At 61.0% G+C, this 12,379-nt stretch carries 8 protein-coding genes and 1 pseudogene; 2 read left to right on the forward strand and 7 right to left on the reverse strand.

Annotated features, from left to right (window positions below; translation table 11 throughout):
- Positions 1-352: 352 nt before the first annotated feature.
- The 4 genes and pseudogenes from BVG12_RS08095 to BVG12_RS08110 all read right to left on the reverse strand — a co-directional run bounded on the left by BVG12_RS08095 (position 353) and on the right by BVG12_RS08110 (position 7,292).
- Positions 353-1,376, reverse strand: a pseudogene (locus tag BVG12_RS08095) (cation efflux transmembrane domain-containing protein).
- Positions 1,377-1,514: 138 nt separating this feature from the next.
- Positions 1,515-4,724 carry an efflux RND transporter permease subunit gene (locus tag BVG12_RS08100; protein ID WP_052233725.1) on the reverse strand — a complete coding sequence of 1,070 codons (3,210 nt, stop codon included), beginning with the start codon at positions 4,722-4,724 and terminating at the stop codon, positions 1,515-1,517.
- A 36-nt stretch (positions 4,725-4,760) separates the two neighbouring features.
- On the reverse strand, positions 4,761-6,005 hold the full coding sequence (locus BVG12_RS08105) for an efflux RND transporter periplasmic adaptor subunit (protein WP_052233724.1): 1,245 nt from the start codon (positions 6,003-6,005) through the stop codon (positions 4,761-4,763).
- A 3-nt stretch (positions 6,006-6,008) separates the two neighbouring features.
- The gene (locus BVG12_RS08110) at positions 6,009-7,292 is read right to left on the reverse strand and encodes a TolC family protein (protein WP_075791965.1); all 1,284 of its coding nucleotides are present in this window, start codon (positions 7,290-7,292) and stop codon (positions 6,009-6,011) included.
- Positions 7,293-7,539: 247 nt separating this feature from the next.
- Between BVG12_RS08110 and BVG12_RS08115 the strand changes: the two genes are divergently transcribed.
- Complete coding sequence (locus BVG12_RS08115) at positions 7,540-7,746, forward strand: heavy-metal-associated domain-containing protein (protein ID WP_075791966.1); 207 nt, start codon at positions 7,540-7,542, stop codon at positions 7,744-7,746.
- A gap of 58 nt (positions 7,747-7,804) precedes the next feature.
- On the opposite strand, the gene cueR is transcribed toward BVG12_RS08115, so the two are convergent.
- Together cueR and BVG12_RS08125 are read right to left on the reverse strand one after the other, a co-directional pair.
- Positions 7,805-8,206, reverse strand: a complete 402-nt coding sequence (cueR, locus tag BVG12_RS08120; protein WP_052233722.1) for a Cu(I)-responsive transcriptional regulator — start codon at positions 8,204-8,206, stop codon at positions 7,805-7,807.
- Positions 8,203-10,629, reverse strand: a complete 2,427-nt coding sequence (locus tag BVG12_RS08125) for a heavy metal translocating P-type ATPase (RefSeq protein WP_075791967.1) — start codon at positions 10,627-10,629, stop codon at positions 8,203-8,205. Before BVG12_RS08125 ends, cueR begins: the two co-directional genes overlap by 4 nt.
- A gap of 330 nt (positions 10,630-10,959) precedes the next feature.
- Between BVG12_RS08125 and BVG12_RS08130 the strand changes: the two genes are divergently transcribed.
- Complete coding sequence (locus tag BVG12_RS08130) at positions 10,960-11,820, forward strand: hypothetical protein (protein WP_075791968.1); 861 nt, start codon at positions 10,960-10,962, stop codon at positions 11,818-11,820.
- A 126-nt stretch (positions 11,821-11,946) separates the two neighbouring features.
- On the opposite strand, the gene BVG12_RS08135 is transcribed toward BVG12_RS08130, so the two are convergent.
- Positions 11,947-12,375, reverse strand: coding sequence for a YybH family protein (locus BVG12_RS08135; protein ID WP_052233720.1), 429 nt, complete (start codon positions 12,373-12,375; stop codon positions 11,947-11,949).
- Positions 12,376-12,379: the final 4 nt, after the last annotated feature.

A 12,379-nucleotide genomic window follows, 5' to 3' on the forward strand; every position in this document is an offset into this window, starting at 1 on the left:
ACCTTATCGTGCAGTGCCAGTTTTAGGCCAGGAGGGACGATGGCACTCACATAACGGTAACTCCGATAATGCGAGATCTGGACCTCTACAAAGCCCCCGGTCGAAAGCTGGTCCGGAGGTAGTCCTTTAAGACATTTTGGTGTATCTGCATTCAGCCTCTGAACTGAATAGAGGTCTGTCACGTACCCGGATCTCCCGTCTGGCTTTATCAAAGGCGGAGACGCTGTACAACCGACGACTCCAAACACGAAGATTGGCGCTAGGGACAACAAGGCAAAATTTTGTTTCATGTTTTTCTCCGGTTACGCCTTTATCAATGAAGAAAGCGGTCCCACCTCAGGCATTTCGATGTTCAGCGCAGTTGCAAGATGCGGCGGGCGCCATTTAAAACGAACAGGCCGATGGCAATGCCGATGACCAGGTCTGGATAGGACGAACCAGTCCAATTCACCAGAGCGCCGGCAACGATCACCCCAAGGTTAGCCAGCACATCGTTCGCGGAAAAAAATATAGCTCGCCTTCATATGAGCGCCGCGGTCACGCTTCTTCGCGATGAGTACCAGGCAAGTTACGTTCGCCGCCAGAGCAACCAGACCGATACCCATCATCAGGACGGACTGCGGTTCGCTACCGTAAAAAAAGCGCCGGGCGACTTCGCTGATCGCGCCGATCGCCAGAGCTATCTGCAGCCAGCCAGCGATATGAGCCGAACGGGTCTTCAAATGGGCAGCCCGGCCAACGGCATACAAGGCCAAGCCATAGACGGCCGCGTCAGCGAACATATCGAGTGAGTCGGCGATGAGACCCGTCGACTGCGCGATCAACCCGACCAACAGCTCGACAACAAACATGACGCCATTAATCGCCAACAGCAGGCGCAATGTCCGGGCCTCGGCAGCATCTTCGTCAGTCGACTGCCGTGATTGGCCCCGACCTTCCGTGGCCTGGCTGGTACCGCGCAAGCAGGCTCCCAGCTTGAGTGGCACGAGGCGATTTAGAATCTGATCTGCCGAACCGGTATGCACAACCTTCAGCTCCCTGTTCTGCAAATCGAACGACATCGACTCTACCTGTCCATCATCGCCGAGTGCCATCCGGATCAGGTTCTCTTCCGAGGCGCAGTCCATCTTCGGGATAGAAAAAACGCTTTCCGATCGGGTTTCGTTCGCGGGCGGAGCATCGATACCTACCGATGGCCGGGAATCATGCAGCACAGCCCCCAGGTTCAAGGGCCGCAGGCGACTCAATATCGTGTCCGGCTCCCCTTGGTGGATCACGGTGAGCTTTCGCTTGCCCAGGTCGAACGCCAACGATCGGATTCCGACCACATTGCCGAGAGCCATACGGATCAGGTTCTCTTCGGACGGGCAATCCATCTTAGGAACAGAAAAGGTACTTTCCAGGTTAGGCGTTGTGTTGGTCGACATCGCTTACTCTTCTTTCAACAGGTTATCCTGGGCTCTGAAAATAGAGCCTTATGTGAATGTGCCGCTATCGGTCCGCTCCCGAGGCCATCATTCCTTTTGCGAAATAGCCGGGTTGGACGCTTCCGTCACCGCATGCGCAGCTGCAGGACGGGCAAACCGAGCACAAAGGGCTGGCAAGACGAACAGGGTCAGCAGGGTCGCGGAAACGAGGCCGCCGATCACCACCGTGGCGAGCGGTCGCTGGACCTCCGCGCCTGCCCCGGTGGCCAGTGCCATCGGCACGAACCCGAGGGACGCGACCAGCGCAGTCATCATGACCGGGCGCAGACGCCTTATCGCCCCCTCGCGTACCGCACGGTCCCACGGCATACGTGCCGCAAGGTCATCGATTGCGCTCACCATCACAAGGCCATTCAATACCGCCACGCCCGACAGCGCGATGAAGCCCACCGCAGCCGTGATCGAAAATGGCAGCCCTCGCAGCCACAGCGCGGCCACGCCGCCAACCAGGGCCAGCGGGATCCCTGTGAAGATAATTGCCGTCTTGCGCCAGGAACCGACCGCCGAGTACAGCAGGGCCACGATGAGTGCGAAACAGAGCGGAACGACGACCGCCAGGCGCGAGCGTGCACGTTCGAGGTTTTCGAACTGCCCTCCCCACTCCAGCCAGACCCCTGCCGGAAGACGCACTTTCGATGCGATCCGGGCCTGCGCCTCTTGCACGACGCCAGCGATGTCGCGGCCACGCACGTTGGCCTGGACGACCACGCGGCGCTTGCCGTTCTCGCGGCTGATCTGGTTCGGTCCCTTGGCCGTCACCAGCGATGCGACCGATCCGAGCGGGACGAACCCTCCCGCAGGCGTCGGAATCGGCAGCTGACTCAACGAGTTCAGGTCCTGCCTGGCCGCATCCGGGAGTCTTACGACGACCTCGAAGCGTCGGTCACCTTCATACACCACGCCAGCATCCTGTCCGGCGAGCGCCGCCGACAGCGTGCCATACACGTCCTGGGCGCTCAAGCCAACCCGTGCCATGGCGTCCCGGTCCAGCCTTGCATCCAGAAGCGGAAGGCCGGCGACCTGTTCGACGCGCACATCGGCTGCACCTTGCGTCGCCCTTAGCTGGGCGGCGATCTGCTCGGCGGTTTGCGTCATCGTCGCGAAGTCGTCACCGTACACCTTGATGGCGATGTCGCCGCGGACACCGGCCAGCAGTTCGTTAAAGCGCATCTGGATGGGCTGCGTCAGCTCATAAGTCTGGCCCGGCAGGCTTGCGACGGCGTGTTCGATCTTCTCGACCAGCTCTGCCTTCGGCATGCGCGGGTTCGGCCATTGCGACCGATCCTTCAAGATGATGAAGGTGTCGGTGCCGTTCGGAGGCATCGGGTCGGCGGCCAGTTCGGCGGTGCCGGTCCGGGAAAAGACCAGTTTGACCTCGGGCAGCTTCGCGACCGTCTTCTCGATGGCGAATTGCATCGACTGGCTCTGGTCCAAGGACGTGCCAGGAATACGCCAGGCTTGCAGCAGGACGTCTTTTTCGTCCAGCGTCGGAAGGAATTCCTGCCCGAGGGTCGTGAACAGCAGCAGGGCCAATCCAAACGCGCCAATGCCGACGCCCCCCGTCAGTTTCGGCCGGGCCAAAGCGCGGTCCAGCGAGGACGCATAGCGCGTGGTCGCGGCGGCCACAAACCGGTTTTCCCGCTCTTCGACCTTTTTGGACAGCCATAGCGCGATGACGGCCGGTACAAAGGTCAGAGACAGCACGAATGCAAACGCGAGCGCCAGGATGACGGTCACCGCCATGGGCATGAACATCCGGCCTTCGACACCCTGGAAGGTCAGCAAGGGGACGTACACCAGCATGATGATGGCCTGGCCGTAGACGCTGGGGCGGATCATTTCACGTGCAGCGACAGCGACCGTCTCCAGCCGCTCGGCTTTGTTCAGCACGCGGCCGGCCTGATGCTGCTGCTCGGACAAGCGCCGCAGGGCATTCTCGACAATAATGACTGCGCCGTCGACGATCAGCCCGAAGTCGAGCGCGCCGAGGCTCATCAGGTTCGCGGTCACACCGGCACGCAGCATGCCCATCGAAGTCAGCAGCATCGTCACCGGAATGACTGCCGCCGCGATCAGCGCCGCGCGGATATTGCCGAGCAATGCGAACAGCACCGCGATGACAAGCAGCGCACCTTCGGCCAGGTTGGTCGCGACGGTCGTGATTGTGGCGTCGACGAGCCGCGTTCGGTCGAGGACCGGCCTGACGACCACGTCGGCCGGCAAGGACCGGGCGATCTCCTTGAGACGTGCATCGACTGCAGCGGCGACCGTACGGCTGTTTTCCCCGATGCGCATCACGGCGGTTCCGATCACGACCTCCCGGCCAGCCTCCGAGGCAGAGCCAAAACGTACCGCATGACCGACACCGACCTGCGCGACCTGGGAAACCAGGATGGGCGTGCCGTTGCGTGTGGCGACGACGATCTTGCCCAGTTCTTCGAGCGTGGTTACCCGCGCGTCGGCGCGCACCGTCAACGCCTCGCCGTTACGTTCGACGACGCCAGCGCCCGAGCTGGTATTGTTGCGCTCCAGTGTCTCGGCCAGGGTGCCCAGGTTCAGGCCCGCGGCAGCGAGCCGCTGCGGATCGGGCATAACCACGTACTGCTTCACATAGCCGCCCAGCACATCGACACCAGCGAGGCCCTTGGTTGTCTTGAGCTGCGGTGCCACGATCCAGTCCTGGACCGTTCGCAGATACGTCGCCTTCTCGATGTCGCTGCGCAGCCGCGTTCCCTCTGGCGTCACGTAGCTGCCATCGGCCTGCAAACCGCTCTTGGCTCCCGCCTCATGCTTGTCCGCGAATTCAACGGTCCACATGTAGATGTCTCCAAGGCCAGTGGCCACCGGTCCAATTTGCGGCGATACGCCAGCAGGCAAGTCCCGCTCTGCAGATCGCAAGCGCTCTGCGACTTGCTGCCGGGCGAAGTAGATATCCGTCTTGTCCGCAAACACTGCCGTCACCTGGGCAAAGCCATGGCGCGTCAGCGAGCGGGTCGATTCCAGTCCCGGGATTCCCGCGAGTGCCGTCTCGATCGGGAAGGTCACCTGCCGTTCCACATCGGCAGGCGAAAGCGCCGGCGCAGACGTGTTGATCTGTACCTGGACATTGGTAATGTCGGGCACCGCGTCAATCGGCAGGCGCGTCAGGGCGACCGCGCCGACCAGTGCTGCCAGCAGGGTCGCAAACAGGACCAGCCAGCGGCGGGTGACGGAGAATGTAACGATGCGAGCGATCATTGCAGGCGCTCTCCCCAGGGGTTTGGTGACCTCGTATCAATCGTCATCGCCGGCACCTTCACCCTTGCCCAGCTCCGCCTTCAACACATAGCTGTTAGCCACGGCGACACGCTCCTCCCCGGCCAGCCCGGACAGGACCGTGACGTAGTTGCCGTTGGCAGGACCGAGCACGACATGCTTGACGGCGAAACCTTCGTTCGTGCGCACGAAGACCGAAGGCTTGTCCTCGATCGTCTGGACTGCATTCTGCGGTACGGCAAGCGCAGCTTTACCGCTCGCATGTTTCATTACCACCGACGCACGTACCGTCTCGCCGACACGCCAGACGCCCTGCGGGTTTGGTAATGTCGCCAGGGCTTGTACCTGCCGGGTCGTGGCATCGATCACCCGCGAGACAAAAGCAATGCGCCCGGTGCCATTACGCGTGGAAGTCACGACATCGACCGGCGCACCTACCTGGACACGACTTGCATCGTCGGGAGACAAGGCCAGCTCGACCGACACTTCGGACAGGTCGGCAACCCGGAAGAGTTCGGTATTCGGGCCAACCACATTGCCAAGCGCAGCCTGGCGAGCGATCACGTAACCTTTGATGGGCGAGCGCACGACCAGGCGGTTCAACGGTCCGCTGCCGCTGCCTCCCACAGCCGCCAGGCGCTGCTCAGCAAGGCGCAAGCGCGCCTGCCCATCGGCAGCCGCAGCCTTGGCGGCGATATAGTCCTGCTCCGCCGATACCTTCTCGCGGTACAGGCGCTCTTCACGCTGCAGGGTTGTTCGCGCCAGGTCGCGTTCCCGTCTTGCCGCTTCCAGGTCTGCCTTGAGCTGGGCCGCGTCTCCGCTTTCAATGACCGCGAGCACGTCGCCACGTTGCACCGGCTCCCCGAGATTCCGGTGCAGCGCCGTGATCCGTCCGCCGACCGACACCGCCACCACCTCGGCACGAGACGGGCTGGCTTCAATCGTCGCCGGCACCTCGATCGAATCGGCGAAGATCTGGCGTACCGGTGCGACCTCGATGTTAGATGCGGCGATCTGCGCATTGGACAGGCGCACGACGTCAGACTCGCGTTTCTCACCCGCCTCGCCTTTCTCGGCCTGTTCGCCTTTTTCTGCCGCCTCGTCCTTGCCGGCCGCTTCGGCTTTCTCCGGCTTTTTCTGCCCGCTCGGGCGTTCCGCTTGCGCACGCGGCTCGGCGCGCTCCCGAGGTGCCTCAGGCGTCTTTGAGCAAGCGGTCAGGCATAGCAGGCTGGCGTAAATCAGGGGACGGTAAAACGTGGGCATCAATCAGTCCTTAGAGATGGGGTCGAAGCGGCCGACCAGTCGGGCGAGGCGGGCACGAGCATCATGGAAGGCGGCCAATGCATCGATGGCGGCTTCTTGTGTTTGCGATAATGAGCGCTCAGCCTCGATCAGGTCGAGTTGCGAGAACTTGCCCTCGGCGTAACCGATGCGGGCAATACGCGCAGCTTCACGTGCAGCAGCCAGCTCGGGGCCATTGGCAGAGGCGGCGCTTGCCCTGGCATTGGCGACGTCAGCGCGGGCAGCATCCAGGCTCTCGGCGATTTCCAGCTCAACCGCTTGACGATCGGCTTCTGCCTTTGTCAGCTCGGCGCGGGCACGGGCTACCTCGGCATTGCCGCGGTTGAACAGCGGAAGCGGAACCGACAGCGCGAGCACCGCCGCGGTGTCGTTGGTCTCCTTCAGCCGACGTGCGCCGGCGCTGACCGTCAGGTCGGGAATGCGAGCACGGCGTGCGGCATCCACTCGCGCGTTGGCGGCGGCCACCTGGGCATCGGCTGCGGCCAGAGATAAGGACGCTCCCGACACTTCGCCCCCGGCCTGGGCGCTGGTGTCATCGAACCAAGGCGCCACGACCACCAGCGGCTCTGTCGCACCGATCAGCCGTGCCAGAACAGCTTGCGCCACCTTTGCCGCTCGCTGTGCGCGTTCCGCCTCAACGTCGGCTCTGATCCGCTGGGCGGACGCGCGCTGTTCGTCGATCGGGGAAACCTTGCCGGCGCCGACGCGCAGGCGAGCAACGCGTTCAGCCTGCGCGGCCAAGTCGCGCCGTTCCTCTGCGGCCTTGGCGCGGCGTTCGCCTGCCACCGCAGCGATGAATGCCTGGGTAATTCGTAAGGTCAGATCCACTCTGGCAGCGTTTACCCCAACCCGCGCCGTGGCTTCTTCAGCCTGCGCAACTCGAGTACGGGCCGCGCATTTGCCACCCAGCTCCAGGGGCATCGAGACGGAGAAGGTGGTTTCGCTCTCACCGAATCGAGCGTACCGGCCGGTGCCGAGTACGTTTTCGGCCTCGACCGATAAAGTCGGGTTTGGTAGCAACCGGGCAGCCTGTACCGCCGCCTCGGACGCACCGACGCTGGCTTCCGCGCTACGAAGGCCAGGCGCGGTTTCCAAAGCACGGGCAATCGCTTGGCTTAACGTAAGCGTGCCTGCGGATGTACTCAGTCCGGAAGAATTCTGAGCGTACAACGGCGTTACGGGCGCAAGCGACGCCGTGAAGAGCACTACGGCAGCGAGATAGGCACTGTGTGGAAAGCGGATGGCCATGCAAAACCTTTTGCATACGTGTATCTCCACTTTATAAACGCTGTAGTAGCTAGAAGGTCAAGTGATCCGCCCTAAATCTTCTAGACACCAGACAGCCGTTGAGGTCAGGATTTGTCTAGCGAACTGGAGAATTCCACCCATCAAATCGCTCCCTGAAATATTGAAACGCTCGTTTATCAACAAGACGCTTGACCCTCTCATCATGGAAAGGTTTAGAGTGAAAACTCACTTTATCAGGAGGTAAATTATGTACGAGCTTCAAGTCGAAGGGATGAGCTGCGGCGGTTGCGTTCGGAGCGTGACGAAATCCGTGCAAACGGTAGATGGCAACGCCAAGGTCGAAGTCGACCTTGCAAGTAAAACTGTACGTGTCGACAGCCAAGCGAGTCTCGACGAGGTGAGGTCGGCAATTGCAGATGCTGGTTATCCCGTCAGCGCAAGTGTAGCCATCTAACAGTCAGGCGAGGCGGGCCATTGAGCTCCGCCTCGCCTGAAGCAGCAGGGATAAGCAGTCACGCAGACATGTGCTTGCAAGCCAGATCATCGAGAATCGGGCAATCCGGTCGCTCGTCGCCATGGCAATTGTTGGCGACGTGCCGTAACTGGTCCCGGATCGACTGCAGCTTCCGGATGTCGTCCTCCAACTCGGCAATATATCCCTGCGCCAGCTGCTTCACGTCCGCACTATGCCTGCCGCGGTCCTGCCACAGGCTCAGCAACGTTTTAATTCGCTCTATCGAAAACCCGAGGTCCCGCGAGCGTTTGATGAACCGGAGCGTTTGCACGTCCTTGTCCGTGTATTGCCGATAACCGGAGCCGGTCCTACTCGCGGCGGAGATCAGGTCGATACTCTCGTAGTACCGAATCATCTTCGCGGTCACCCCCGACGCCTCCGCAGCCTGCCCGATATTCATTGCTTTGCTCCCTTTGCAAACGCCGGCTGCCACCGGCGTAGCAATAGCGCGTTCGACACGACAGAGACGCTGGAAAACGCCATCGCGGCGCCGGCAATCACCGGGTTGAGGTATCCCATCGCCGCCAGCGGGATCCCGATCAGGTTGTAGATGAAGGCCCAGCCGAGGTTCTGCTGAATCTTGCGATAGGTCTTCTTCGAGATGTCGATAGCGTCGGCCACGAGCGCGGGATCCCCGCGCATCAACGTGATACCGGCGCTGTGCATCGCCACGTCGGTTCCGGTCGACATTGCGATGCCGACGTCCGCCGAGGCGAGCGCGGGCGCGTCATTAATACCGTCCCCCACCATCGCCACCCTCTTCCCGCCCGCCTTCATCGAAGCGACGATATCCGCCTTGTCCGCCGGGAGCACCTCTGCGTGGAAATCATCGATCCCGACAGCCGCGGCGACCGATCGGGCGCTGCCGGCATTGTCACCCGTCAGCATGACCGCTGAGACACCCATGTCGCGCAGCCGCTGGACGGCTGTCGCGGCAGATGACTTTACGGTGTCGCCGAAGGCCAGCAAACCCATCAATTCGAATGCGGTTCCCTTTTCTACTGCGAGCCAGGAAACCGTGCGGCCCGAATCTTCATGGCGCTTCGCAACGTCCTCCATACCAGTAGTCTGCAGTCCGATTTCTTGTAGTAGTCGTCGGTTACCGAGAAACACGGTTGCCCCATCGACGTCCGCGAACACCCCGCGTCCTGGCAGCGCCTGTGCGCCCGACGCGGCAAGCGGCTGGATGTCCTGACGTTTGGCTTCGGCCTGGACCGCGCGTGCCAGCGGGTGGTCGCTGTACTGCTGGACCGCGCTCGCGAGCGCGAGCACTTCACGCTGGTGCCGCGCGCCAGTCTCAATCGCCACGATGGCTGGCTTTCCTTCCGTGAGCGTACCGGTCTTGTCGAACGCCACGACATCGAGCGCATGGGCGGTCTCGAGTGCTTCAGCGTCCTTGATGAGGATGCCGTAACGTGCCGCGACTCCCGTCCCAGCCATGATCGATGTCGGCGTGGCCAGGCCAAGCGCGCAAGGGCAGGCGATCACTTGGACGGCGACCGCGTTGAGCAAGGCCTGCTGCCAGTCACCGGTCAGCAGTCCCCAGGAGAGGAAAGTCGCCACAGAGATCAACAGCACGACGGGCACGAACACGGCGCTCACCCTGTCGACAAGGCGCTGTATGGGTGCTTTCACAGCCTGTGCGTCCTCGACCAGTTTGATGATATGCGACAGCATCGTGTCGCTGCCGACGGCACTTGCAAGCAGGACGAGCATTCCCTCTGCGTTGACTGCGCCACCGGTGACCACGTCACCGACGGTTTTGGTCACGGGGAGGCTTTCGCCCGTCAACAGTGATTCGTCGAGGTGGCTGCTGCCTTCGACGACGGTGCCGTCGACCGGCACGCGATCGCCCGGCCGCACGACCACTTGGTCGCCAACGCGCACCTGGGCGAGCGGCACGACAAGGTCGCGCCCATCCCTTCTGACGATCGCTTCCGTCGCGCGCAGCGATTCCAGGGCCCGGAGCGCGGCGACCGTCTGGTGTTTAGCGCGCGCTTCCAGCCATTTGCCGAGAAGAACCAAGGTGATGACGACCGCGGAGGATTCGAAATACAAGTGTTCCATGCCGCCGTGGTTGCGATGCGCGACGAGCAGGTAGACCGACAACGCAAAAGCGGCGCTGGTTCCCAAGGCGACCAGCAGGTCCATATTGCCTGACCGGGCGAGCAATGCCCTCCAGCCTGCCTTATAGAAGCGGGCACCGAGCCAGAACTGCACGGGCGTCGCCAGCAGCAGTTGGAGCCAACCCGGCAGGCTCCAGTCGTAGCCGAATGGCATGCCGAACATCGGCACGATCAAAGGGAGACTCAGCAGCGCAGACGCAGCGACGGGCCACCAACCAGGCAACCGGCTGTAGGGCTCTGGCTTGGTTACGGCGATATCATTGAGTAGTGCCGCCTCGTAGCCGGCTTTCGCCACTGCGGCAATGAGGCGATCGGTCGGAACGCCGACGGCCGTCACCTGTGCCCTTTCGGTAGCCAGGTTGACCGAAACCCCTGTTACGCCGGGCACCTTGTTCAGCGCCCGTTCGACCCGGCCCACGCACGAGGCACAGGTCATGTCGGAAATCGAGAGCGATACGGTATCGCTGGGCACCTCGTATCCTGCCTTCTCGACGGCGGCGTACAGCGCAGCGGCGCCGACCTCAGGGGCGGCGCGCACACTCGCCTTTTCGGTCGCTAGGTTGATGGAGGCACTGTCCACACCCGGGACGGACTTCAGCGCCTTCTCGACACGGCCCGCGCACGAGGCGCATGTCATGCCCTCGACCTTGAATGTCATGTCGATAAGGCTGGCCTTTTCTTCGATGCTTGTATTCATCAGGTTTCTCCAGTAGTGAATACAGGATAAACCTTCCAACGATGTCAATGTCAAGCACGATTTTTGACGTTCATGAGCAAGCAAATATTGAGGTGTAGCGTGAGACTGTCCACTTGGCACACCATGTTCAAATCGACAGCTTAATTCTTGCCAATCAGCTTATAAGAACCTCTACCGCGTATTCCTCAAATAGCCTTATCACCAAAAGTGTGGCAAAAAAGCGAACAACTTTTGTACCAATTGGATATTGACAATGTTTAAGATATTCTGGCCGAGCAGTATCTCGATGTATGTATTTTCAATTCGTCTAAATAATGAGAGGGAATTGTTATGCGGAAAAAGATATTCAAGCGCCTGGCACTCGCGGCTACCATCGGCCTAGCAGGTACCTCAATCGCTAATGTCGCATTGGCGAACCATGCGTGGGGCACCTACCACTGGGCGCGCACAACGCCCCAGTTCACGCTGAAGCTCGGCAACAATCTGACGACTACTGCCTGGTCGGCGCGCTTGACGCAAACAGCCAGTGACTGGAACGCGGGCAATACTCCAGTCCTCACAGCGATCGTCGCCGGTAGCACTAGTGCCCGGACTTGCAAAATGGTTGCGGGCACGACCCAAGTCTGCAATGCATCGTACGGTAATAACGGTTGGCTTGGCCTTGCATCGATTAACCTTAGCGGCGACCATATCACGCAAGGTACGGCCAAGATGAACGACACATACTTCAACACGGCTACCTACAACAACGTCAACGAACGCGAGCACGTGATGTGCCAGGAAGTGGCGCACACCTTCGGCTTGGGACACCAGTCTGAGGATGGTAGCTCGCAGAACTCATGTATGGACTATTTCTCCAACACGGGCTCGAATGCCGGCAGCACCGTGAGCACCAAGCCGAACGCTCACGATTTCTCCGTTCTGAACACGATCTACGCCCACCTCGATTCCACTACCACCGTGGCGGCGACACCGGGACCGGTCGTCGCCGCGGCAAAAGGTGGTGTCGACGTAGACATCAGCAACGACCCTGCCAGCTGGGGAGCGCTCATGAAGCAATCCGCCAACGGCCGCAGTTCTATCTATCAACGCTTCAATCAGGACGGGTCGGTTACTCTCACCCACGTGTTCTGGACTAACGAAGCGGCAGCAAACTGTCCAAGTTGCGACCATCGTCGCAATTTCCGGTAATGCGCGTCGATTCTCCGAAGGCCTGAAGCCAAGGTTAGGGTGAGGCTCGCCTTACCCTTTTTTCGTTCGAAAATACGGCGCACTTTTCCACGGCGGAAAGCTAGGACCGTTCGCTGCCGTGAGGTCCTACTTCACCTTCCGTGACGACCAATGGAAGTGTGTGACGACCCACCCATCACCTTTCTTCTCGAGAACGGCAGTCTCTGTTCCAAGCATGTGAATCGCAGCGCCGTTATATGTGCCTTGCGTTTCAGTCTCCTGAATAACGACCGCGAGATCGCCAGCGATATGCTCGTTGCCTTTCAAAACTTTTCTGCTCGCGCCCTTCGCGAAGGCAATATCGGCTGGAAGATGATGCCCCGCGTATTCGTCCTTGGACTGCTCGACATGGCCGCTCTCGAAAATAAGCACCGTCGGGCTGAGCAGCGATAGCGCTTTGGCCGTTTCACCATGCGCGACAGCTGCGTGATACGCGCTGACGACCTCGGTCGGACTGGCAGCGAAGACAGGAAGTGAGACCGCAGCGAAAAAGGCGAGGCAGAACAGCTGGCGCATTAAA

It is taken from the genome of Massilia putida (genome assembly GCF_001941825.1).
GTDB lineage: Bacteria > Pseudomonadota > Gammaproteobacteria > Burkholderiales > Burkholderiaceae_D > Telluria > Telluria putida.

Excerpts from the sequence above, each read along its gene's own strand:
- BVG12_RS08100 (WP_052233725.1), bottom strand. The coding sequence starts at position 4,724 with ATGATCGCTCGCATCGTTACATTCTCCGTCACCCGCCGCTGGCTGGTC.
- BVG12_RS08105 (WP_052233724.1), bottom strand. The coding sequence starts at position 6,005 with ATGCCCACGTTTTACCGTCCCCTGATTTACGCCAGCCTGCTATGCCTG.
- BVG12_RS08110 (WP_075791965.1), bottom strand. The coding sequence starts at position 7,292 with ATGGCCATCCGCTTTCCACACAGTGCCTATCTCGCTGCCGTAGTGCTC.
- BVG12_RS08115 (WP_075791966.1), top strand. The coding sequence starts at position 7,540 with ATGTACGAGCTTCAAGTCGAAGGGATGAGCTGCGGCGGTTGCGTTCGG.
- cueR (WP_052233722.1), bottom strand. The coding sequence starts at position 8,206 with ATGAATATCGGGCAGGCTGCGGAGGCGTCGGGGGTGACCGCGAAGATG.
- BVG12_RS08125 (WP_075791967.1), bottom strand. The coding sequence starts at position 10,629 with ATGAATACAAGCATCGAAGAAAAGGCCAGCCTTATCGACATGACATTC.
- BVG12_RS08130 (WP_075791968.1), top strand. The coding sequence starts at position 10,960 with ATGCGGAAAAAGATATTCAAGCGCCTGGCACTCGCGGCTACCATCGGC.
- BVG12_RS08135 (WP_052233720.1), bottom strand. The coding sequence starts at position 12,375 with ATGCGCCAGCTGTTCTGCCTCGCCTTTTTCGCTGCGGTCTCACTTCCT.